Annotated in this window: 23 protein-coding genes; 15 read left to right on the top strand and 8 right to left on the bottom strand. The window is 53.0% G+C overall.

Annotation, left to right across the window (positions count from 1 at the left end; genetic code table 11):
* Positions 1-17 precede the first annotated feature (17 nt).
* Positions 18-923, bottom strand: coding sequence for a DUF1853 family protein (locus FFI61_RS08820; protein WP_200369988.1), 906 nt, complete (start codon positions 921-923; stop codon positions 18-20).
* Between the two features lie 106 nt (positions 924-1,029).
* On the opposite strand from FFI61_RS08820, the gene gloA reads away from it, so the two are divergent.
* The 3 genes from gloA to FFI61_RS08805 all read left to right on the top strand — a co-directional run bounded on the left by gloA (position 1,030) and on the right by FFI61_RS08805 (position 3,365).
* The gene (gloA, locus tag FFI61_RS08815) at positions 1,030-1,470 is read left to right on the top strand and encodes a lactoylglutathione lyase (protein WP_200203855.1); all 441 of its coding nucleotides are present in this window, start codon (positions 1,030-1,032) and stop codon (positions 1,468-1,470) included.
* A gap of 124 nt (positions 1,471-1,594) precedes the next feature.
* A complete protein-coding gene (locus FFI61_RS08810; protein WP_200369987.1) occupies positions 1,595-3,019 on the top strand; it encodes a hypothetical protein in 1,425 nt (474 codons plus the stop codon).
* On the top strand, positions 2,991-3,365 hold the full coding sequence (locus FFI61_RS08805) for a hypothetical protein (RefSeq protein ID WP_200369986.1): 375 nt from the start codon (positions 2,991-2,993) through the stop codon (positions 3,363-3,365). The genes FFI61_RS08810 and FFI61_RS08805 overlap by 29 nt, the downstream gene beginning before the upstream one ends.
* Before the next feature lie 83 nt (positions 3,366-3,448).
* On the opposite strand, the gene FFI61_RS18015 is transcribed toward FFI61_RS08805, so the two are convergent.
* Complete coding sequence (locus FFI61_RS18015; protein ID WP_200369985.1) at positions 3,449-4,012, bottom strand: cold-shock protein; 564 nt, start codon at positions 4,010-4,012, stop codon at positions 3,449-3,451.
* Positions 4,013-4,276: 264 nt separating this feature from the next.
* On the opposite strand from FFI61_RS18015, the gene FFI61_RS08795 reads away from it, so the two are divergent.
* Positions 4,277-4,495 (top strand): SlyX family protein, encoded by a 219-nt coding sequence (locus FFI61_RS08795; RefSeq protein WP_200203864.1) that lies wholly within the window; start codon positions 4,277-4,279, stop codon positions 4,493-4,495.
* Between the two features lie 83 nt (positions 4,496-4,578).
* Here the strand turns inward: FFI61_RS08795 and dapE are convergent, their stop codons facing one another.
* The 6 genes from dapE to map are packed head-to-tail and all read right to left on the bottom strand — an operon-like array spanning position 4,579 to position 11,716.
* Complete coding sequence (dapE, locus tag FFI61_RS08790) at positions 4,579-5,715, bottom strand: succinyl-diaminopimelate desuccinylase (RefSeq protein ID WP_200203866.1); 1,137 nt, start codon at positions 5,713-5,715, stop codon at positions 4,579-4,581.
* Positions 5,702-6,730, bottom strand: coding sequence for a 2,3,4,5-tetrahydropyridine-2,6-dicarboxylate N-succinyltransferase (gene dapD, locus FFI61_RS08785; RefSeq protein WP_200369984.1), 1,029 nt, complete (start codon positions 6,728-6,730; stop codon positions 5,702-5,704). The genes dapE and dapD overlap by 14 nt, the downstream gene beginning before the upstream one ends.
* A 31-nt stretch (positions 6,731-6,761) precedes the next feature.
* Entirely contained in the window at positions 6,762-7,103 is a 342-nt protein-coding gene (locus FFI61_RS08780) for an ArsC family reductase (RefSeq protein ID WP_200369983.1), read from the bottom strand.
* 3 nt (positions 7,104-7,106) lie between these two features.
* A complete protein-coding gene (gene dapC / locus FFI61_RS08775; RefSeq protein WP_200369982.1) occupies positions 7,107-8,303 on the bottom strand; it encodes a succinyldiaminopimelate transaminase in 1,197 nt (398 codons plus the stop codon).
* Positions 8,300-10,945, bottom strand: a complete 2,646-nt coding sequence (locus FFI61_RS08770; RefSeq protein ID WP_200369981.1) for a [protein-PII] uridylyltransferase — start codon at positions 10,943-10,945, stop codon at positions 8,300-8,302. The genes dapC and FFI61_RS08770 overlap by 4 nt, the downstream gene beginning before the upstream one ends.
* A complete protein-coding gene (map, locus tag FFI61_RS08765) occupies positions 10,946-11,716 on the bottom strand; it encodes a type I methionyl aminopeptidase (RefSeq protein ID WP_200203878.1) in 771 nt (256 codons plus the stop codon).
* A 262-nt stretch (positions 11,717-11,978) separates the two neighbouring features.
* Between map and rpsB the strand changes: the two genes are divergently transcribed.
* From rpsB to lpxD, 11 genes are all read left to right on the top strand, one after another.
* Positions 11,979-12,725, top strand: coding sequence for a 30S ribosomal protein S2 (gene rpsB / locus FFI61_RS08760; RefSeq protein WP_200203881.1), 747 nt, complete (start codon positions 11,979-11,981; stop codon positions 12,723-12,725).
* Positions 12,726-12,818: 93 nt separating this feature from the next.
* Positions 12,819-13,688 carry a translation elongation factor Ts gene (gene tsf, locus FFI61_RS08755; RefSeq protein ID WP_200203883.1) on the top strand — a complete coding sequence of 290 codons (870 nt, stop codon included), beginning with the start codon at positions 12,819-12,821 and terminating at the stop codon, positions 13,686-13,688.
* 181 nt (positions 13,689-13,869) lie between these two features.
* Positions 13,870-14,598, top strand: coding sequence for a UMP kinase (gene pyrH, locus FFI61_RS08750; RefSeq protein ID WP_200203885.1), 729 nt, complete (start codon positions 13,870-13,872; stop codon positions 14,596-14,598).
* Between the two features lie 42 nt (positions 14,599-14,640).
* Positions 14,641-15,198: a ribosome recycling factor gene (frr, locus tag FFI61_RS08745; protein WP_200203888.1), complete on the top strand. Its 558-nt coding sequence runs from the start codon at positions 14,641-14,643 to the stop codon at positions 15,196-15,198.
* A gap of 70 nt (positions 15,199-15,268) precedes the next feature.
* The gene (gene uppS, locus FFI61_RS08740; protein ID WP_200203893.1) at positions 15,269-16,039 is read left to right on the top strand and encodes a polyprenyl diphosphate synthase; all 771 of its coding nucleotides are present in this window, start codon (positions 15,269-15,271) and stop codon (positions 16,037-16,039) included.
* A gap of 21 nt (positions 16,040-16,060) precedes the next feature.
* Positions 16,061-16,900, top strand: coding sequence for a phosphatidate cytidylyltransferase (locus tag FFI61_RS08735; RefSeq protein ID WP_200203895.1), 840 nt, complete (start codon positions 16,061-16,063; stop codon positions 16,898-16,900).
* A 2-nt stretch (positions 16,901-16,902) separates the two neighbouring features.
* A complete protein-coding gene (ispC, locus tag FFI61_RS08730) occupies positions 16,903-18,087 on the top strand; it encodes a 1-deoxy-D-xylulose-5-phosphate reductoisomerase (protein ID WP_200369980.1) in 1,185 nt (394 codons plus the stop codon).
* Between the two features lie 47 nt (positions 18,088-18,134).
* The gene (gene rseP / locus FFI61_RS08725; RefSeq protein WP_200203899.1) at positions 18,135-19,484 is read left to right on the top strand and encodes an RIP metalloprotease RseP; all 1,350 of its coding nucleotides are present in this window, start codon (positions 18,135-18,137) and stop codon (positions 19,482-19,484) included.
* Positions 19,485-19,528: 44 nt separating this feature from the next.
* Positions 19,529-21,847 carry an outer membrane protein assembly factor BamA gene (gene bamA, locus FFI61_RS08720; RefSeq protein ID WP_200369979.1) on the top strand — a complete coding sequence of 773 codons (2,319 nt, stop codon included), beginning with the start codon at positions 19,529-19,531 and terminating at the stop codon, positions 21,845-21,847.
* A 62-nt stretch (positions 21,848-21,909) separates the two neighbouring features.
* On the top strand, positions 21,910-22,404 hold the full coding sequence (locus FFI61_RS08715) for an OmpH family outer membrane protein (protein ID WP_200203903.1): 495 nt from the start codon (positions 21,910-21,912) through the stop codon (positions 22,402-22,404).
* Positions 22,405-22,452: 48 nt separating this feature from the next.
* Entirely contained in the window at positions 22,453-23,478 is a 1,026-nt protein-coding gene (lpxD, locus tag FFI61_RS08710) for a UDP-3-O-(3-hydroxymyristoyl)glucosamine N-acyltransferase (RefSeq protein WP_200369978.1), read from the top strand.
* Positions 23,479-23,480: the final 2 nt, after the last annotated feature.

Raw genomic sequence — 23,480 nt, 5'->3', positions numbered from 1 at the left:
AGTATATGGATTTGTGGTCAGCGAACGAGTGGCCAGCCCTCCGGCACCACAAACACCCGATCCATCTCTTTCCAATTGCCGGCCTGCTGATCTTCCCGCAGCACGGCAAACAGCTGCGGAACGCCTCTGTCTTCTACGCGCATCAGAGCATCCATAGCAAGCTCAGCATCTGGCTTCTCGCGCTGAAACCAGCCGCCAATCCAATGCGGTTTGTTGAGCACAACCCAATGTGACGTGTCTAATGCTTTTGCGTGGGACACATACATCCACCGCCCACGCAGATGCTCACTGGGAACATAATCCGGAGTGACTGCCTGCGAGGCATCGGGATAGAACAAATATCCTGGCATGAAAATCCGTGATGTCAGCGGTCCTGTAATGCCATATTCCGACAGCATTGCGATGGTTTCAGGCAACCATGTGCGCCTGCTTTGTTGTTCGAGCAGGCTGGTTGTTTTTATGTCCAGCCGGTCTCTGGCATTGGGGCCGTACCAGAGGGTTGTTCCGTTTGGCTCTGGCACACCAAGATAGAACTTGATGGCAATTTCGTGGTGTTCAATGCGGTCTTCTGCACGGCTGTGCACCACGAAATCCAGCTCTCCGATGGTGTGCCCGGCAGATTGTATCTGTTGGTTTTTCATCAGAATGGGCCAGCCGAGCAGGTCTTCCAGCAAAATCTGATATAGCCGTTCGAAATAGAATCCCAGTCGGCGCTGTGGCGGCTCTCTCAGTAACGGAGGTGAAGCTTCAGGATATTCATCCCAGAGCTTAAGCAGGTCAGGATAATTCGAAGGCAGATACTCTGCAGGCTCAAAAATGATCGGCGAATGCATCAGTTGCGGTGCCTGGCACAGCCAGGCGAGATGGTTGATCGCTGGAGTTTGGTAAGGGCTAGTCAGTTCCGACTTGAGGTTTGCGTCCATCCGTCCAGAATACCGTAAACTGTGAGGTAATAAAGATGCGGCAGCCCTGTGCCAGTCAAAGCGCAGTGTTCACCGCTTGAAGCAAAAGGATACGGAAGGAGGCAGTATGCAGTACCTACATACGATGATCCGCGTAGGGGATCTTGAGAAATCCCTGCATTTTTTTTGTGACTTGCTGGGTATGGTTGAGATCGACCGTAGAGACAGTGAGAAAGGGCGTTTTACGCTCGTGTTTCTCGCAGCGGCAAAGGACGAAGTTCAAGCGCGTGAGCATAAGGCACCCACGCTGGAGTTGACCTATAACTGGGACCCGGAAGAGTACACGGGTGGCCGTAACTTTGGCCATCTGGCTTATCGGGTGGATGATATATATGCGCTTTGTGAGAAGCTGCAGGCTGGAGGCGTTACGATTAACCGTCCTCCCCGGGATGGTTACATGGCGTTTATCCGCTCACCAGACAATATTTCCATAGAGTTGCTGCAGAAAGGCGAGCCGTTGGCGCCTAAAGAGCCTTGGGTCAGTATGGAGAATACCGGCAGTTGGTGAGTGCTGCATGCCCGTCGGAATTGCAGATCAACCGAAACATCCATAGAATTGTGAAGATTTTAAAGGTTAGTTTTAACTAACGCCTCATGCATCAGGATGATGCGATAAAACAGGGAAACGTTTGATGGAAGATTGGCAAGGATGCCTCGCCCCCCAATGTCAGACTGCATTGCTGAATGCCCGCGAAGATGTTGATCGCCGTGGCGGCGCAGTGATAACGGTTGAAGACTTTCTGCTTGCATTACTGGAGTCCAGCCCCTCCGCAAGCTATTTTCTGCGCGGATCAGGCGTGGATATGGATGAGCTGATCCGTACTGTCCAGTGTGAACAACCCATAGTGACTGAAGTAGGCGGTGAAGGCCTGCTTTCCTCCCAGCTCATCTACTGGCTGGCAACGGCTCGAGAATCCTTTGGTACACCTGCCTGGCTTGATTGGCCTCAGCTTCTTGAAGTGCTCGCAAGACATGCTGAGCGCTTGCAGGAAAAAGCCTATGTTGCCGTGCTTGAGTTGGTATCGCAGTGGCCCGAATCGAGTGATGAATATAGTGATGGCGAGGGTTCTGCAAGGCCTGGTATTGAGGATGAGCAGACAGCGCCGGTGGTGGTTACCGATGCGAATTGGATCGAACTTGCAGAAGATGTAGCTATTACTCTTGCAGCAACGCCGGGCGTTGTGGTGTGGGTCAGAGGAGAACGTGGCGCGGGCAAGTCTGTTTGGCTGCGTTCCCTGTTATCATCGCTGGCACAACCTTATGTTGAGATGGATCTGCGTAGCGAAACGGAGGTAATGGCCAGTGAGCTTGCGGTCATTCCCGCGAATGCCAAGAAGCCTTGGCCGGTCCTGGTCCTTGATAACGTATCACCAGTGGATCTATTGGCATTGATGGATCGTCCTTCGGGCCTTGCGTCCGAGCTTGTTCAGCGATGGCAAGGGCCTTTAGTGTTATTGGGGCCGGATACGTCACAAGGCAACGAAAAACCTTGCCGTACTCTGGAGCAGTTGCTTGGTCGAACGCTGGAGATCTGTGACATGCCACTACCCAGCGAGATGCAGCGAAAAGCCATCCTGGTCGCCCATCAAGCAAATATAGAGCGTCGCTGGAATATACTGCTCTCTCTATCCGGGATACAGTTCGCTGCTTCCCGACACAGCCGATGTGTGTGTACACCCGGTGGAATGTTGCAGTGGGTTGAGCGGGCAGCGGCACGATTGGAACTGTTTGCCCGGCGCGGCCCCGTGGGCTCCGTAGCGCTTTCCGGGCAGGCTGACACGCTCCGGCGTCAGAGCCTTGTTGCTATGGCGCGGCAAGAACCGCTGGATGAGATCGAGCAATCTTTAGAGGAATTACATTTGTTGCGTACGGCTGCTGAAGTGGCATGGCACGAACGCAAAGCTGCAGGAACCTTGCGCCTGTTAACGGCGGAGGATTTGCGGCATGAACTGGAACGCTGGCTTGCAGCGCGGCCCGGGCCGGTTCACTATGTGCTCCATTGTGACCACCACCATGGAGAATCTGCGAGTGCAGGATCTGGAAATCTACATTCGTGACCTGGAAGCAGGCGCCGTTCATCATTGGCTTGAGAGCCATGTAAAGCAGTTGGTGCTTGATGACAATAATGTTGCATCCGTTACCAAGGGCACTGCTGTTTTTGGGGAAGCTTTTCTGAAGATAACGCTCTATCCCCAAGCTTTCGGAAAGCGGTTCACATCATTGCTTATAGAGGGTGAGCAGCTACCCTGGAACAGCGATCTGGAGTGTGCACGCAGCGCATGGCGAACCATGGACACTGAAATCCGTTGCAGCCCCGGAGAGTGGAAAGAAGGCGAGTCAGCGGAAGACGAAAAGTGGTGGCGACTGGACAGTCGCGGTGAGCAACTAGTCGTATGGAACTGAGAGTCCCGGAACTGGATTAACCAGAACGAAAAAAGGCAGCCGCTAAATAATAGCAGGCTGCCTTTTTTGCATCAGATCAGATTTCAGTCGCTCAGGATAGAAACGTTATCTGCTTGCAGGCCCTTGTCGGCGTCAACAACGCTGAACCGAACCAGTTGGCCTTGGCGAAGTACTCGGCGGCCACTTCCACGAATGGCACGGAAGTGAACAAACACCTCGTCTCCGCTGTCGCGGACAATAAAGCCGAATCCCTTCTTAACGTTAAACCACTTCACAGTGCCTTCTTCGTCGCCTTCTGGGCTATCGTCGTCGTAGTCGGCTTCACCATCGTCATAGTTCTGGTTAGAACTCTGGCTCCGTGATAGTGAACTGGCTCGCTTCGAAGTGGCGCGCGCGGGCTGTTTGGCTGCGATAGTGACGGCAAGAAAGCCGACAATGCCAAAAACAATTAAGCTGATTACGTACGCTGCGATACCCTGGGCGCTGCCGAGAACGAACGGCGTGCTTGTTGCCAACTCATTGCTCTGTGACTGAGAAAGGATCTGGAACAGCTCCGGGGTAAAAGAGACCAGCAGGAAGCCTAGGATAAATGGGGCGGGAATAGCGATCAGAATAGCAACAAGGATCGCTTTGGCTGGATTACGCATTGACTGAGAATTCTCCATTTTTCATTAACGCTGACGATAAAAAACCGGATATCGGGTAAAATCGTTTATCCGGCCAGTGATTACCACCTGACTTCCTAGAAAACGGGAACTCGGGCGGGCAAAAGCGGCATGATAACAGATTATCCCTGCTGCTTACCAAGCGACTGTTGTGCCGAATGCCTCAGAACTATATTTGAAAGCGCGCTGGCCGCAATTTGTACCCTATCTATTTGAACGATTCATCTGATGGAGTTTCAGTACCTGATGAGCCAAAAAGACCTGCAAAACAGACTGGATGAACTGGAAACACGGCTTGCCTTTCAGGACGACATTATCAATACCCTGAGCGAGCAGTTGGCAAAGCAGGAGATGGATATTCGTGAACTCTGGAATGCCAAACGATTGCTGCACAGTCAGATAAAGGATGTTTCTTCATCCAATATCAAACGAGAAGAGGAAGAGTCACCACCTCCGCATTATTGATCATCGAGATGCGACCTCATAAAACCAAAAGGCCAGAGCATGTGCTCTGGCCTTTTGGTTTCAGCTTGTTTTGAACCTGATGCTCAGGCGAGTAATTCCACCAGAATTTGTTCATAGATTTGAGAGAGGGTGTCCAGATCATCAGCTTTCACGCACTCGTTTACCTTGTGAATGGTTGCATTGATCGGACCCAGCTCTAAAACCTGTGCGCCGGTAGGCGCTATGAAGCGCCCATCAGACGTGCCACCTGAGGTAGAAAGCTCGGTTTCTCGCCCAGTCACATTGCGGATAGCACTTTGCGTGGCGGAGACCAGTGCGCCTTTGTCTGTAAGGAACGGACGGCCACTGAGATGCCATTGCAGGTCATATTTAAGGTTGTGCCGATCAAGCGTAGCGACAACTCTTTCTTCAAGACTTTCCGCAGTGTTCTCCGTGCAGTAACGGAAGTTGAAGTGCACCAGACACTCTCCGGGAATAATGTTGCTGCCGGTGCCGGCTTCCACTTTTGTGATCTGAAAGGTTGTGGGAGGAAAGTAATCGTTGCCGTTGTCCCAGAACTCATTAGCCAAAGTGTGCAGAGCAGGTGCAACGGCATGAATGGCGTTTTCTGCAAGGTGCGGGTAGGCCACGTGACCTTGGGTGCCATGCACAGTGAGGTAGCCATGCAAGGAGCCGCGGCGCCCATTCTTGATTACATCGCCTACTTCCTTAGTGCTCGATGGCTCTCCAATAAGGCACCAGTCCATTTTTTCTGAACGGGCTTCGAGTGCCTCGATTACCTTTACGGTGCCGTTTTGGGCAGGGCCTTCTTCGTCACTTGTGATCAGCAGGGCAATGGAACCACGATGGTCTGGATGGGCGCTTACAAAGCGCTCGCAGGCAGTAACAAATGCCGCAAGGCTGCCTTTCATATCAGCCGCGCCACGGCCATGGAGGTACCCCTCTTTTATAACCGGATCAAATGGGGGGTGGGTCCAGTTTTTTTCCGGCCCGGTGGGCACCACATCAGTATGACCAGCAAAGGCCAGTACAGGACCCTCGGTGCCTTTTCGGGCCCAGAGGTTATCCGTATCGCCAAAGCGCATGTGTTCGCCGATAAACCCCAGGGGAACCAGGCGAGACATCATCAGCTCCTGACAGCCAGCGTCTTCTGGAGATACCGAAGGGCGGCTAATCAGGTCGATGGCCAGATCGAGCGTTGGAGAATTAGTTGTTTGCATGCAGTTCTTCATTCAGCTCGATGGCGGATTGGTTGGTTTTGCATTCCACAGCGCCGGATTGGCTGTTTCGGCGGAAGAGCAAGTCTGGCTTGCCGGCCAGGTCACGGGCTTTTACAACTTCCACTAGCTCGTTGTTGCCATCGAGTAAGGCAACCTTGGTGCCGGCTGTAACATACAGGCCGGATTCAACCGTGCAGCGGTCACCCAGCGGAATGCCGATACCTGCATTCGCGCCAATCAGGCAGTTCTCACCAACGGAAATAACCATGTTGCCGCCGCCTGAAAGGGTGCCCATGGTGGAGCAGCCGCCGCCCAAGTCAGAACCTTTGCCTACCATAACGCCTGCAGAAATACGTCCCTCAACCATGCTGGTGCCTTCGGTGCCGGCATTGAAGTTGATGAAGCCTTCGTGCATAACGGTAGTGCCTTCGCCCACATAGGCACCAAGGCGCACTCTTGCTGTGTCTGCAATACGAACGCCGCTTGGTACCACGTAGTCAGTCATTTGTGGGAACTTGTCCACGGATTTCACTTCCAGAGTGCGTCCCTCAAGGCGAGCCTTGAGCTGTCGCTCCGGCAGTTCGTTCAAATCAATCGCGCCTTCGTTGGTCCAGGCAAGATTCGGCAAAAGGCCAAAGATGCCGTCAAGTTTTAGACCGTGGGGCTTAACCTGCCGATGGGAAATCAGATGCAGCTTGAGATACACCTCCGGAGTGCTGGATGCAGCGCCATCTGTTTCTAATACGGTCACTACCACGGGGCGCTTGCTGCCGGCAGCCTTCTCTGCCAGTAATGCCTGCTCTGTGGCGCCGATCTGGCGCAGGGCAGTGGCAAGCTGGGTAAGTTGTTCAGCCGTCGCCTGGATGGCCTGATTGTCACCCTTGTAGTTCAGTGCAGTTTCGACTGCATCTATCAGCTCTGTTTCCGGTGTGATAATCGGTTGCTGGTAAAAAACTTCCAGCCATTCGCCCTGGTTGTTTTGGCTGCCGATTCCTATACCGAATGCAAAGCTCATGCAGTGATTGCTCCTGTTTATATGATAGTTGCTACTTGATGGTTGTTGCCCAATCGTCGGCGTTAAAGCCAACATAAACTGCGCCGTTGTGCTCGACTACAGGGCGTTTAATGATGGAGGTGTTTTCCAGCATGATATCGTGGGCAGAAAGGGCAGTGATTGTATCACGAACCTCTTCGCTGAGCTTGCGCCAGGTGGTGCCACGGCGGTTCAGCAGGGTTTCCCAGCCCACAGCCTGTTCCCACTCGGTTAGCGTGGCTTCGCTGAGCCCATCCTTTTTGAAATCGTGGAATTCGTAAGAAATGCCCTGTTCGTCAAGCCACTTACGGGCTTTTTTGACGGTGTCGCAGTTGCGGATGCCGTACAGTTTCATAGTTCAGTTTGCCTTTACAAATTCAACAATGCGTTTTGCTGCTTCCACACATTCTTCCAGTGGCGCAACCAACGCCATACGAACCCTGTTCTCACCCGGGTTGTAGTCATCCACCGTGCGGGACAGGTAGCGACCAGGCAGAACATGAACGTTTTGCTGGGCTGACAACTCCTTGGCAAAGGTTTCGTCATCCATTGGTGTGACCGGCCATAGATAAAACCCGGCATCGGGAAAATCGACGTCCATTACTTCGCGCAGAATGGGCACTACAGCTTCAAATTTTGCGCGGTAAGCCGCCCGGTTTTCCCGCACGTGGTCTTCATCCTGCCACGCGGCAATGCTGGCTAGCTGGTTATGAACCGGCATGGCACAGCCATGATAGGTGCGATAGCTCAGGTAGCCTTTGAGTATGCTTGCATCGCCGGCAACGAAGCCTGATCTAAGGCCTGGCAGGTTGCTACGCTTCGAGAGGCTGTGGAAAACAACGCAGCGCGCGAAGTCGTGACGACCTATCGCTGCACAGGTCTGCAGCAAGCCTTCGGGTGGATTGTTTTCATCGGGATAAAGTTCGGAATAGCATTCGTCTGAGGCGACGATGAAATCGTATTTATCTGCCAGTTCAATAACTTTTTTCAGTGTCTCTCGTGGTATGACAACGCCGCTGGGATTGCCTGGCGAACACAGGAACAGAACTTGGCAATCCTGCCATACAGAATCTGGCACTGCATCAAAATCAGGAATGAAGCCGTTGGAACTATCACAAGGAAGGTATACCGGCATAGCCCCTGCCAGAAACGCTGCGCCCTCGTACACCTGATAGAAGGGGTTGGGGCTTACAACGGTTGCTTGCTTGCTGGAATCCACCACCGCCTGTACCAGTGAAAATATAGCCTCCCGGGTGCCGTTTACCGGAACGATGTTCTGATCCGGGCTCAGGGAGCCAGTTTTCAGTTGGAAGCGCTTCGTAGCCCACTGACTTATCGTTTGCCGCAGCTCATCCAAACCACGGGTGGTGGGGTAGTTGGCCAGGCGGTCCAGATTGTCGGCAATCACCTGCTTCACAAAGTCAGGGGCCGGGTGTTTGGGCTCACCGATGCCAAGAGATATGGCCGGCAGATGCTTGGGTACCGAAATGCCTGCTTTGAGTTTCGCCAGTTTTTCGAAAGGGTAGGGGTGAAGCTTGTTCAAATTCGGATTCATTGAATTTCATCCAGCATTTTGCACAGGTCTTGCTGCAGGGCACGGCATACGGAAGGATCGCTGATTGGCTCGCCGTGTTCGTCGGTTACAAAGAAAACGTCCTCCACCCGCTCGCCGAGAGTGGCGATTTTGGCATTGCTCAGGCGTATGCGGTGATCCAGAAGCACCTGCCCAATGCGAGCCAGAAGGCCGGGGCGGTCAGGTGTCACCACTTCAATCACTGTGCGCTCATTAACGGTGTCGTTGGAGAACAGCACCTCGGTCGGGAACGCAAAATGCCTGAGTTGCCGTGGGGTGCGACGATGAATAATATCGGGGTAGTCTTCAGGGTCGTCCAGCTCTTCGATCAGGCGCTTGCGCACCCGCTCTTTGCGGGCCGGGTCGATACCCAGAGGCTGGCCTTTCTCGTCCAGCACAACATAGGAACTGATTGTATAAGGACCATCATTTGAACTGATACGAGCATCAACGATGTTGAGATTGAGCTGTTCCAGCACGGCCGTTGTTGCCGCAAACAGAGTGGCGCGGTCGTTCATGTAAATTATGATCTGGGAAAAACCGTCAGTAGGGCCGCCGTGGGTATCCCGGATAAGTACCAGCGGGCCGGGCGTGTCGCCATGGTTGATTATGGCAGCCGTTTGCCAGGCTATATCCACCGTGGAGTCCTGCAGGAAATAGTCTTCATCAACGGTATCCCAGATAGCATTAATCTGCTCATCGCTGATGTTCTGTGCATGGAGAATTTCCCTTGCTTCAGATTGGGTTGCACGCACCCATTCCTGCCTGTCTACGGGAATCTCGGTGCCACGTCTGAGGGCGCGTTTGGCTTCTATATACAGCTGGCGCAGCAGGGAAGCACGCCAGGTGTTCCAGAGCTTGGGGTTGGTTGCACTGATGTCGCACACCGTAAGAATGTACAGATAATCCAGATGTGCCTGGCTGGGTACTGCCCGGGCGAATGAGCGGATGATATCCGGATCTGAAATGTCTTTGCGTTGAGCTGTCATGGACATAAGCAGGTGGTTTTCCACCAGCCAGGACACCAATTGGGTATCTCGCTCGCCAAGGTGGTGGCGCTGACAGAAGGCTTCGGCATCCACGGCGCCAAGCTCTGAGTGGTCGCCGCCGCGACCTTTGGCAATGTCGTGATACAGGCCAGCTATATAAAGTAGCTCGCGCTTGGGCAGGCCATGGATCAACCGCGCTGCTAACGGATAGTCGTCGCGGGCTTCCGGGCCGCTCATTCGTACCATGTTGCGCACCACCCGCATGGTGTGGGCATCAACTGTGTAAATGTGGAAAAGGTCGTGCTGCATCTGGCCAATAATCTGGCCGAATTCTGGCAAATAGCGACCCAGTACGTTGTATTTCTTCATGGCTGAGAGGACTTCGTCCAGCGCATGGGGGGTTCGCAGCAATTCCATGAACAAGGATGTAACCGCGAGGTCAGAACGGAAGGCGTCGTCAATCAGGTGCCTGTGTGCCCGCAAAGACCGGATGGTTGTTGCCCGGATGCCCTTGATTTCAGGGTGTTGGGCCATCAGCACAAAGATTTCCATAATCGCGTAGGGCGAGTAGGCAAAAACCTGGTTGTTTACTGCTTCTATATAGCTGTTGCGAATCTGGAAGCGGTTGTTGATCGGTTGAATGTTGTCTTCCGTGCCTGTGCCGAGTATCGCTTCGTCGTAAAACTGAAGAATTACGTCTGCAAGTTCTGCCAGCGCCAGTACCGCACGGTAATAGGACTGCATCATCAGCTCGACATCCAGCCGCTTGCCTTCGTCTTTGTAACCCAGCATCTGTGCGAGGGCGCGCTGGTGGTCAAATAACAGGCGGTTCTCATTCCGGTTTGCGATCAACTGCAGCCCATAACGCAGTCGCCAAAGAAGCGTTTCGCCTTCTACCAGAACCCGATGTTCCTCGTCGGTGAGGATGCTGAAGCGGGTCAGGTCGGCAATGCTCTGTAGCCCAAAGTGTCGCTTTGTGATCCAGCCTATGGTTTGAATATCCCGAAGGGCACCCGGAGAGCTCTTTACGTTGGGTTCGAGATTGTACTCGGTGTCACTGTATTTTTTATGGCGCCGCTGCTGCTCTTTGCGCTTGGCAATAAAGTAGTCGCGGTCGGTAATGATGTTATCGGAGTAGGCTTGCTCGCTGAGTTCTTTGCGCAGTTCATCCGGGCCTGCAATTGTGCGGGTTTCCAGAAGATTGGTCAGTGTGGCCACATCGCCCCGCGCCGCAGCTTTGCTTTCTTCAATGCTGCGAACACTGTGGCCGATATCGAGCTTCAGATCCCACAATAGTGTGACGAAAGCGCCAAGATCTTCCTGCCAGCCCGGATCGATACCCTCCCGGGTGAGAATAAGCAGGTCGATATCTGAATGTGGGTGCAGCTCACCCCGGCCGTACCCGCCAACGGCGATTAGCGCAATGTCGGGTGAGCTGGAGAAAGGGTAGCGGTTCCAGATAAGCTTCAGAACGGTGTCGATCGTGTCGGCTCTGGAGCGAACCAGAGCACGAACGTCGGCACCTTGCCTGAAGGCTTCGGCATCTGCACTGTAGCGTTCTTTCAGCAGTTCCCTGGCTGCCATAACCGGGGAAGGGTCCCTGCTGATTCTGGCTTCCAGTTCCTGGCGCGTCACTTAGAAGGACTCCTCCGACCGCTTGGTCAGAACTTCATAGCCATCGGCAGTGACCAGAATGGTGTGCTCCCATTGCGCTGAAAGCTTGTGGTCTTTGGTGACTACGGTCCATTGGTCTGGCAGCAGCTTGGTGTGATACTTGCCTTGGTTGATCATCGGCTCAATGGTGAAGGTCATGCCTTCTTGTAGTGCCATGCCAGTGCCTGGTTTGCCGTAGTGCATAACTTGCGGCTCTTCATGGAACACTTTGCCAATGCCGTGGCCACAATAGTCTCGAACCACAGAATAACGATGTTTTTCGGCGTGCTGCTGGATAACGTGGCCAATGTCGCCCAGGCGCGCCCCGGGTTTAACCAGTTCAATACCTTTATAGAGGCATTCCTGAGTAATTTTGATCAGGCGCTCAGTGCCGGGCTTTGGCTTGCCAACGATCCACATTTTGCTGGTGTCGCCGTGGTATTCATCCTTTATTACGGTAACGTCAATATTCACGATGTCGCCGTCCTTCAGAACTTTCTTTTCTGAAGGGATGCCGTGGCAGATAACGTGGTTAACTGAAATGCACACGGATTTAGGAAAGCCTTTATAGTTCAACGGAGCGGGGATCGCATTTTGCTCGTTGACGATGTAGTCATGGCAGATCTGGTTGAGCTCTTCGGTGGACACGCCAGGCTTGACGTGCTCCCCGATCATTTCGAGAACTTCAGCTGCCAGGCGGCCTGCCACACGCATCTTTTCAATTTCTTCCGGAGTCTTGATCGATACTTGCATTGGGCTTCCCATTGATTTGTGTCAAACGAGCATTTTAAGGGGCCCGGGCTCAGGGTACAAGGAAGCAGAGGTTCAAAAATAATGGCGTGGGCTGGTGGTTTTATGGTATAAACGCGCCCGCTGGAAACAATTCCGGCAAATTCGAGCACGAGTCAACACGTTGCCCCAGGGTGCCTGCTCCCGCTTTAAATCTATACAGGGAGCCTGGTTGGGGTAATTGGACGCGTGTAAGACTAACCCGAAGCTAAACTAAGGTACTATCATGGCTCAGGTAAATATGCGTGACCTGCTCAAAGCAGGTGCTCACTTTGGTCACCAGACTCGCTACTGGAACCCGAAAATGTCGAAGTATATCTTCGGCGCCCGTAACAAAATTCATATCATCAACCTTGAGCAGACTGTTCCTGCCATGAACGAAGCCCTTAACTTCGTTCAGCAACTGACAGAGAACAAGAACAAGATCTTGTTTGTTGGCACCAAGCGCGCCGCAGCCAAGGTTATCAAGGAAGAAGCAGAGCGTTCTGGCCAGCCTTTCGTTAATCATCGCTGGCTCGGCGGCATGCTGACCAACTACAAGACCATCCGTCAGTCAATCCGTCGCTACCGTGAACTGGAAGCCCAGAGCAAAGACGGTACTTTCGACAAGCTGACCAAAAAAGAAGCACTTGAGCGTACCCGCGAGATGGATAAGCTCGAGCGTTCTATCGGTGGTATCAAGGATATGGGCGGTCTGCCTGATGCCTTGTTCGTTATCGACGTTGATCACGAGCGTATTGCCATTAAAGAAGCCAACAAGCTGGGCATCCCCGTTATTGGTGTTGTTGATACCAACAGCAACCCGGATGGCGTTGATTTCGTAATCCCGGGTAACGATGACGCTATTCGCGCAATCCAGATCTACGTGAAAGCGGTTGCTGACACTTGCCTGGAATCTGCTCAGGCTGGCGGCGCTGACGAATTTGTTGAAGTTGCTGAAGAGTCTGCAGGCGCCGCTCCGGCTGCTGAGTGATACGCTCGCATCACTGATGAGATATAAGGCATGCTGGGGAAATCTCCTCGGCATGTCTTCCCACCGATTTCAGAAAAGTTAAGAGGACTGAACATGGCTGCTATTACCGCTGCAATGGTCAAAGAACTGCGCGACCGCACTGGCCTTGGCATGATGGAGTGTAAAAAAGCTCTGGTTGAATCTGAGGGCAGTGTAGACGCAGCAATTGAAGAGCTGCGGAAGTCTTCCGGTCTGAAAGCTGCCAAGAAAGCAGGCCGTATTGCCGCTGAAGGTGTTTCGTTGATCAAGATCTCTGACGACAACACCGTTGCATACATTCTGGAAGTTAACTCTGAAACAGACTTCGTTGCTCGCGACGACAACCTTCTGAACTTTGCTAACGACGTACTGAACGTTGCCTTCGAAAAAGGCGAAACAGACGTTGCCAAGCTGATGGAGGGCGAGTTGGAATCCAAGCGCGAAGCGCTGGTTCAGAAAATCGGCGAGAACATTACTGTTCGTCGTCTGGTTTCAGTTAAAGGCCCGGTAGTTGGCGGTTACGTTCACAGTAACAACAAGATTGCTTCTGTTGTTGCTCTGACCGCTGGCGATGCTGAACTTGCTCGTGATATCGCGATGCATGCTGCTGCAGTTAACCCGCGTGTAGCCAAGCCTGAAGACATGCCTGCTGAAGAGCTGGAAAAAGAGAAAGAAGTTATCCGTGCTCAGCCAGACATGGAAGGCAAGCCTGCCGAAATCGTTGAGAAAATGATGGGCGGCCGTATCCAGAAGTTCCTCAAGGAAAACAGCCTTGTTGAGCAGCCTTTCGTTAAAAACCCGGAGCAGACTGTAGGCCAGCTTATTAAAGCGGCCGGCGGCGAGCTGGTTGGTTTTGTTCGCCTGGAAGTGGGCGAAGGCATTGAAAGAGAAGAAGTGGACTTTGCTGCTGAGGTTGCTGCTGCAGCCGGTACAGGCAAGGCCTGATTTTTCTCGGCGCTGTGACGGTTAGTTACAGTGCCACCTGAGTCTGCCACGTTGGCTGGATTTTTCCGGCTCTCGTGGCGGGCTTGTATCTGAGATCCCCCTTTTTCAAGGAGTATGTCAGATGCAAGCCTGCAATGCGTATCACGCCGGATAGCAGTTAACAGACGAAAAGGGGATCAGTATGCCGACATCATCGAAAAACCAGCCAAGATATAATCGTGTTCTGCTTAAACTCAGTGGCGAAGCCCTGATGGGCGAGCATGATTTCGGTATTGACCCCAAGGTTCTTGATCGCATGGCGCTTGAAATCGGTGCTTTGATTGGCATCGGTATTCAGGTCGGCCTCGTTATTGGTGGGGGCAACCTGTTCAGGGGAGCGTCGCTGAGCGACGCTGGAATGGATCGTGTTACTGGCGATCACATGGGTATGCTGGCCACTGTAATGAATGGTCTTGCCATGCGCGACGCTCTGGAACGTTCAAACATACGCACCCGGGTTATGTCAGCCATTCCCATGAGTGGTATTGTTGAGCATTATGATCGTCGTCGCGCTGTCCGTGATCTTAAAGACGGTGATGTCGTCATTTTTTGTGCAGGTACCGGCAACCCCTTCTTCACAACAGATTCTGCGGCGTGCTTGCGTGGTATCGAGATTCAGGCAGATGCCGTACTGAAAGCAACGAAGGTAGATGGCGTTTACTCAGCGGATCCTTACCTTGACCCGACTGCAGAAAAGTACGACAAACTGTCTTATGATGAAGTACTCGACAAAAAGCTGGGTGTGATGGATCTGACCGCTATCCTCCTGGCACGGGATCATGGCATGCCGCTGCGTGTTTTTGATATGAACCGTCCGGGCGCCCTGACGCGCATCGTGACCGGCGAGAAAGAAGGCACATTGATCGAATAACGGGTTTTATGACCACCCGATGAACGAATTGAGGATGATTACGTGATTAATGACATAAAAGCTGAAGCCGAGAAGAAAATGGAAAAGAGCCTTGAAGCTCTGCACTCGGCGTTCAACAAGATCCGTACCGGCCGTGCCCACCCGTCGATTCTGGACAGTGTGATGGTTAACTACTACGGTCAGGAAACACCACTGAAACAGGTGGCGAGTGTTAACGTAGAAGATAACCGCACGCTGGCAGTGTCGCCCTGGGAAAAGAACCTGGTGCCCGTTATCGAGAAAGCCATCATGGCTTCAGATCTTGGCTTGAACCCCGCAACCAGCGGCGATCTGATTCGTATTCCTATGCCGATGCTGACGGAAGAGACCCGCAAACACATGGTTAAGCAGTCGAAAGCGGATGCCGAGAATGGTCGTGTCTCTATCCGTAATGCCCGTCGCGATGCAAACAGCATGATGAAAGACCTGCTGAAGGACAAAGACATCAGCGAAGACGATGTGCGCAAGGGCGAAGAAGAAATCCAGAAGCTGACAGATCGCTACATCGCCGAAGTCGAGAAGATGCTGAAAGCTAAAGAAGAGGACCTGATGGCGGTTTGATCGCCATGGTTCACTTGCAAGCGAAACACACGGCCAATAGGGGTGTTCCATTGGCCGTACAGGGGATTTCATGACGGGATCAGTATCCGCAGAAATTCCGGTGTCGGCTGATAGCCGGCCCCGGCATGTGGCCATTATCATGGATGGTAACAACCGGTGGGCAAAATCACGCCTGCTTAAAGGAGTGGCAGGGCACAAGGCCGGGGTAGACGCAGTAAGAGCTGTTGTTGAAACCTGTGCCCGCGAGGGCGTTGAAGTACTTACCCTGTTCGCGTTCTCAAGCGAAAACTGGCGGCGGCCAAAGGATGAAGTCTCAGCCCTCATGAAGCTGTTTCTTTTTGCTTTGGAGCGGGAAGTCAGAAAGCTGCATCGCAACGATATCTGCTTGCGCATCATTGGTGATCGTTCCGCGTTTAATGCAACCTTGCAAGAGCATATGGCCAAGGCCGAGGAGCTCACCCGCAATAACACCAGAATGACCCTTGTCATTGCTGCAAACTACGGTGGCCATTGGGATATTGTCCAGGCAACACAACAGGTTGCCCAAATGGTTAAACGCGGCGAGCTTGAGCCATCTGACATTACCGACGACCTCATACAACAGCACCTGAGCGTTGGTGATCTTCCAATGCCGGATCTAATGATTCGGACGGCAGGCGAGCAGCGGATCAGTAACTTCATGCTTTGGCATCTTGCCTACACCGAACTGTATTTTTCGCCTGTGTTCTGGCCCGATTTCAAAGAAGAAGAAATGCGCAAGGCGTTACAGGCCTACGCCGGACGTCAGCGCCGCTTTGGTCAGACAGACGACCAGATCGTGGCCAAGACATCACAACAATAACGAATGACAGCGACCTAAATTGTGCTAAAAACCCGAATTATCACCGCCCTTATTCTTGCGCCTATCGCTATTGGGGGTATTTTTTTTCTGCCGCCCCTGGGGTTTGCTTTATTCACGGCGGCGATTATTACGCTGGGCGCCTGGGAATGGGCCAATATGTCTGGCTTCGAGCAGCAGCCGGCACGCATTGGTTATGCGGCCGTTGTAGCCATCATTCTCTATGGTCTGCTTGATGTGTCTGCCGTTCCGGTGCTTTGGCTGGCCCTTCTCTGGTGGGTTGTGTGTTTTTTGCTGGTACGCAGCTATCCAGCAGGCTCAGAGCGCTGGGGTAGCAGGCCAGTGCGCGCACTTATGGGCGTGCTGGTTCTTGTGCCCGCTTGGGTTGGGCTGAACCATCTTAGGGCTGCAGGCTTCCAGTTTGGCAATACAGATAACAACCTCCTGCTGATTCTGTATGTGTTCTGCGTTGTTTGGGTGGCAGACATTGGTGCTTATTTTGCTGGGCGAGCTTTCGGTAAAGCGAAGCTGGCTCCCAGAGTCAGTCCTGGTAAGTCCTGGGCTGGCGTATACGGCGGCTTGGTTGCTGTGGCGGTATTGGCTTTGGTTGCGAGCCTTCTTGCTTCCGCAAGCTTGACTGAAACAATAATGCTGGTGGTCGCAACTTTGGTAACCGGCCTGGTGTCCGTACTTGGGGATCTTCTGGAAAGCATGCTCAAGCGTTTCAGGGGTATCAAGGACAGCAGTGCTCTGCTGCCAGGGCATGGTGGGATACTGGATCGTATTGACAGCCTTACTGCCGCTGCTCCCGTGTTTGCGCTCATCATTACGCAACTTGGCTGGCTGACAGTCGGGCACTTGTGAGTATGGTAAAGCGCTCTGTTACGGTACTGGGGGCGACCGGCTCAATCGGACTTTCCACCCTCGATGTCATTCGCCGCCATCCCGATCGGTTTTCAATTTATGCGCTCACAGCCAGTACGCATGCAGAAGAGCTCGCGGTGCTTTGTCGCGAATTTCTTCCGCAAGTAGCCGTAATGGCAGATGCTGCAGCAGCAGAAAAACTCACGGAATTGCTTTCAGACCTTCCCCGGATTTCAGTACTCAGTGGGGAGCCGGGGCTTTGTGAGGTGGCTTCAGCTCCGCAAGCTTGCACAATTATGGCAGCTATTGTTGGTGCGGCAGGCCTCGCGCCAACACTTGCCGCTGTGCGTGCAGGTAAGCGTGTGTTGCTGGCCAATAAAGAAGCTCTGGTGATGTCTGGCAAACTGTTTATGGATGCTGTTGCGGCGTCTGGTGCAGAGTTGCTACCGATAGATTCCGAGCACAATGCAATCTTTCAATGTCTGCCTGCTGAAAAGGTTCGCGACCCCGAAGGTGCCGGTATTACCCGTATTCTGCTCACCGCCTCCGGTGGCCCTTTCCGGGAGACCAGCGCTCAAGACCTGCACTCAGTCACACCTGCTCAAGCCTGCGCTCATCCAAACTGGTCTATGGGACAGAAAATCTCGGTCGACTCTGCCACTTTGATGAACAAAGGGCTCGAGTTGATTGAAGCGTGCTGGCTGTTTAATACAACGCCAGACCGTATTGAAGTCCACGTACACCCCGAGAGTATCATTCACTCAATGGTTGAGTACGTTGACGGCTCGGTATTGGCTCAGCTGGGCAGCCCTGATATGCGTACGCCCATAGCCAACGGCCTGGCCTGGCCAGAGCGTATTGATGCCGCGGTGGCGCCACTGGATCTTTTTGCAATAGGGCGGTTTCATTTTGAGCGGCCGGACCTCTTGCGCTTTCCCTGCCTGCGATTAGCTGCTGAAGCATTTGAACTGGGGGGTACAGCGCCGGCAGTGCTGAATGCGGCCAATGAGGTTGCAGTGAGCGAGTTCCTGAAAGGAAATCTGGCTTTCACAGACATTCCAGTTGTTATTGAGCGAACTCTGTCGGTTACACCAGTGGTACCTGCGGACAGTTTTGATACCATCTTCGCGAAGAACTCAGAGGCACGGCAGCAGGCACGAGAACAAATCCGCCTGTTAACGGTCTGATGTAACTTAGAGCTTTTCGCCGGGCTGGCGCTTAAACCAGGAATGCTATGCAGATTATTCAAACCGTACTTGCTCTTGCGCTTACATTGGGGATACTCGTCACCCTGCATGAGTATGGCCATTTCTGGGTCGCGCGCCGATGCGGGGTGAAAGTACTGCGTTTCTCAGTGGGTTTTGGTAAGCCCCTGTTCTCTTGGTACGATCGCCACGGCACTGAATTCGCAATAGCCGCCATTCCATTGGGCGGCTACGTAAAGATGCTGGATGAGCGAGAGGGACCGGTCCCTGAAGAACTCAGAGACCAGGCTTTTACATCCAAACCTCCTTCTCAGCGGATTGCCATTGCGGCAGCAGGCCCGGTTGCCAACTTCCTGTTTGCCATTTTCGCCTACTGGCTGCTTGGCGTGGTGGGTGTCACTCACGTCGCGCCCATCGTGGGTGATGTTGCCAGGGAAAGCGTTGCCAGTAATGTTGGCCTTCGTGAGGGTATGGAAATCCACGCTGTAGATGGGCATAGAGTGAGCTCCTGGCGGGATGTGAATATGCGCATTCTAGAGCGTGCTGGCGAGCAAGGAATAATCACCCTGGATGTATCCAGTGCTGGCGCTCAGGGCACTTTGAGCGGCGAGCTGGGTGGTTGGAGCTTGAGCAACGAAACACCGGACCCGCTTGGTGAGTTTGGTATTACGCCCTGGCGGCCAGATGTTCCAGCCATACTTGGCCAGATTGCAGACGGTGGCCGTGCTCAAGCTGCAGGGTTGCAGGCGGGAGATCGTGTTCTTGCGGTGAATGAAGAACCAGTTGAAGACTGGTTCGAGTTGGTTGCTTTTATTCGCAGTGCACCCGAGCAAATGCTCGAACTCAGTATTGAGCGTGCTGGGACTGAGCAGTCTGTTCAGGTAACTCCGGCGCAAAAGCAGCAGGACAATGGCGAAGTTATTGGTTTCGTGGGGGCCGGTGTTAAGCCAGTCTCATGGCCAGATGATGTAATGCGCGACGTTCGTTATGGCCCCTTGGCTGCCATCCCCATTGCGCTGGACGAAACCTGGGCAGATACAAGGCTTACGCTGGTTGCCATCAAAAAGATGGTTACAGGACTACTCTCACCCAGTAATCTCAGTGGCCCGATTACGATTGCCCGTGTAGCTGAAGCCAGTGTCAGCTCGGGGTTTGAAGACTTTATTCGATTTTTGGCGTACCTGAGTGTCAGCCTGGGTATCCTGAATCTGTTACCTGTACCGGTGCTGGACGGTGGTCATATCTTGTATTACACCATCGAAGCAATCCGCAAAAAGCCGGTATCGGACGCCGTTCAGGAGCTTGGATTACGAATTGGTATGGCAATGATCCTCACATTAATGGTGTTTGCTCTTTACAACGACCTGATGCGGTTGTGAGAATTGCGGGCTCCTTACGCGCATTAACCAGGCGAAATAATTGAATGAGACGTTCTCTTCTAGGCATAGCCATTGGCCTCGCTGTTGCCGCAACCGGCATGAAGCCAGCATTTGCAGATGAATTTACGGTTGCAGATATTGAGGTGGAAGGCTTGCAGCGTGTTTCTGCAGGTACTGTGTTTTCTGCTTTTCCTGTAAATATCGGAGAACAGATGGACGAAGCCGAACTGGCTGATGCGATTAAATCGCTGTTCCGTACAGGTTTGTTCACCGACATCGAAGCGAGTCGCGATGCCGGGATTCTGATTCTTACTGTTCGGGAGCGCCCTTCGATCACGTCGATCGAAATTGAGGGCAACAAGAACATCGAGACCGATATGCTCATGGATGCCCTGGCTGGTGCCGGGCTTCAGGAGGGGCAGGTATTCCGCCGGGCAACATTGGAGCGGCTGGAACTGGAAATTCTGCGCTCCTACATTGGGCAGGGGCGCTACAACGCGCGCGTGAAGGCAACGGCCGAAGAGCTTCCGCGAAACCGTGTGGCCATTCGCCTGGATATTAACGAAGGCACTGTTGCAGCCATTCAGCACATCAACCTGGTGGGTAACCGGGAGTTCAGTGATGAGCAGTTACGAGACCTGTTCGAGCTGCGTACCACTAGCTGGTGGAACTCCATCACTAATGCGGACAAGTATGCACGGGAACGCTTGAGCGGTGACCTGGAAACCTTGCGCTCATTCTATCTCGACCGGGGTTACCTCGACTTCAATGTGGAGTCCAGCCAGGTCTCTATCTCACCAGACAAGCGACAGGTGTTTATTGCTATCGCTATCGATGAAGGCCCGCAGTATACGATTTCTGAAATAAAGCTCCGTGGCAATCTCATTGTTGATGAAGAGGAACTGCGTAAACTGATTCCGGTAGAGGCGGGCGATGTATTTTCCCGTGCCCGGATGACAGCCATTTCAGAGACGCTGTCTTTCCGTTTAGGCAGGGAAGGTTACGCCTTCGCAAATGTAAATGCCGTGCCTGAGCCGGGTCCAGATAACACCGCTGCCGTTACGTTTTTTGTTGAGCCGGGCAAGCGGGCTTATGTTCGGCGTATAAATTTCAGCGGTAATGTCTCTACCCGTGACGATGTTTTGCGCCAGGAAATGACGCAAATGGAAGGCGGTATTGCTTCATCCGACCGTATTGAGTTTTCCAAAACCCGCCTTGAGCGGCTTGGCTTTTTCAAGATGGTTAATGTGGATACGGTTCCGGTACCGGGAACAGATGATCTTGTTGATGTGAACTATTCGGTGGAAGAACAGCCAACAGGAAGTCTCTCCGCATCTGTTGGCTTTTCACAGGACTCGGGCATTATTCTTGGCGCCAACGTGGCCGAAAATAACTTTTTTGGCACGGGCAAGCGGGCATCATTTGGCGTAAACGTGAGTGATGCCGTTAGAAGCGCGAATATCTCCTACATGGACCCGTACTACACTGTAGACGGTGTAAGCCGTGGTTTCAGTGTGTTTGCCAGGGAAACAGATTTTGAACAGGAGGACATTACGTCCTACCTGTTGGATGAATACGGCGGACGTATCACCTTCGGGTATCCAACCGACAATATTACCAGGCTTAATTTCGGGGTGGGTTATACCAACTCCAAGATTAAAGGTGGAGTATTTACGTCCAAAGATGTGACTGACTTCATCGAAGAAGAAGGCGATAACTTCAATAACTATTTCTTATTCGGCAGTTGGCGTCGCAGCACCTTGAACCGGGGTGTCTTGCCAACCTCGGGTCACAGCCACTCCCTGTCGATTGATGTCGCCGTGCCCGGCAGTGACCTTACGTTCTATAAAGCTACCCACAGAACGGATTTCTACTTCCCCATGTCGGACAACGATCGTTGGGTTCTGCATACGAGAACGGAAGTGGGTTACGGCAATGGATATGGTGAAGACCCAATCATGCCGTTCTATGAGCATTTCTATGCGGGCGGTTATGGATCAGTGAGGGGTTATCAGGCTAACTCGCTGGGGCCGCGTGCGCGTCCTGCTGATAACGATTTTTCCGATCCCGATCCGTTCGGTGGTAATCTCCTCACAGAAGGATCCCTGGAGTTGATTTTCCCAACGCCGTTTGCCGGAGACAGCCGCTCTATGCGTACCGCATTCTTCCTGGACGGAGGTCAGGTATTCGATCCCGATCGCGGATATGACCCGGAGCCGTCGGAGTTACGATACTCTGTGGGCATAGGGTTCCAGTGGATTACCGCTGTAGGTCCACTGGCATTCAGCCTTGCCAAGCCGCTGAACGACAAACCGAAAGATGAAACTCAGGTGTTCCAGTTCTCACTTGGCCAGACATTCTGATTTGCAGAAATTTGCTTAAGCGTTGCGAGAAACAAAAACGAATGAAACTCAGGAGACCCAAGATGTTCAGAAACCTAGTGATGTTTGCAGCAGCCATGGCGATCGCATTGCCAGCCGTAGCAGAAACCCGAATTGGTGTCGTAGATCTTCGGCAAGCATTGTTCTCATCAAACGACGCCAAGTCTTTCAGTGAAGCTATGCAAAGAGATTTTGCCGGCGACGAGGAAAAGGTTCGCGAGACCCAAGAGGCCGCTCGAAAGCTGAAAGAGCGTCTGGAAAAAGACGGCGCAATGATGAACGAGAGCGAGCGTAACAAGCTTGCCGGCGAATTCCAGGAAAAGGTCAAAGAGTTCAACTTCCTGAAGCAGCGCCTTGATACTACTGTGAACCAGCGGAAGCAGGCATTCCTTGAGGAAGCACGTCCGGAAGTAGATGCGGCTGTTAAAGAGTTGCTTGAAGAAAACGATCTGGATCTTATTCTGCCAAGCGAAGCTGTTGTCTATGTAAAGCCGGAAATGAATCTGACTCCACAGCTTCTGGAAAAACTGAACCGTTAATTCCTGCTGAAGAGCCCGGGGGCTCACAAGCGTGTTTTGGAGCGCGAGATGACGGAAAAGTTTTACCGGCTTGGAGAAATAGCAGAAGCCCTCGGCGCGGAGCTTAGAGGCGATCCTGAAATTCAGGTATCCGGCCTTGCAACGCTTCAGGCTGCAGGCCCGGATCAGCTGAGTTTTCTGGCTAATCCCACCTATGCAAAACACTTGGGAGAGACTCAGGCTGCGGCCGTTATTCTGTCGCCTGCAGCAGCGGATGATTGCCCGACCAATGTCCTGGTACTTGCCAATCCTTATCTGGGTTATGCTCGGCTCAGTCACTGGTTTGACCCTGCGCCCATTGCGCCGCCGGGCATTCACCCTGCGGCAGTGGTTGACCCGAGTGCAACCGTTGCCACCAGTGCCAGTATCGGCCCTAATGCCGTTATTGAGGCGGAAGTGGTTATTGGCGAAGCGGTTGTCATCGGTGCAGGCAGTGTTATTGGTTCTCGCTCCAGCATCGGGGCCGGCTCCATTATCAGGCCCAGAGTTACGCTTGCCCACGATGTGGTGATTGGGCAGCGTTGCCATATTCTCAGCGGTGCAGTCATAGGCTCTGACGGGTTTGGCTTCGCCAACGAAAAGGGCCAATGGCACAGAATTGCACAGCTAGGTCGCGTTGTTCTTGGTGACGATGTTGAGGTGGGCGCAAACACCACAATAGATCGTGGTGCTCTGGATGACACCGTTATCGGTAGTGGCGTTAAACTCGATAACCTCATTCAAATTGCCCACAATGTCCACATTGGTGATCATTGCGCTATGGCCGCAATGGTGGGGATTGCGGGCAGTACAAAGATTGGCAGCCACTGTGTATTTGGTGGTGCGTCCGGAGTAGCCGGCCACCTGGAAATTGCCAGCCAGGTACATCTTACCGGCATGACTCTGGTCACCGGAGATATTCGGGAACCAGGAGTGTATTCTTCCGGCACCAGCGCAGATACCAACCGGCAATGGCGCAAAAATGCCGTGCGTTTCCGTCAATTGGATACTCTGGCGCGGCGCGTCAAAGAGCTGGAAAAGAAATCAGAGGGCTGAGG

Source organism: Marinobacter sp. DY40_1A1, assembly GCF_016597815.1.
Lineage (GTDB): Bacteria > Pseudomonadota > Gammaproteobacteria > Pseudomonadales > Oleiphilaceae > Marinobacter > Marinobacter xiaoshiensis.
Note: the sequence above shows the minus strand (reverse complement) of the source record. Positions and strands in the feature narration are given on the sequence as shown.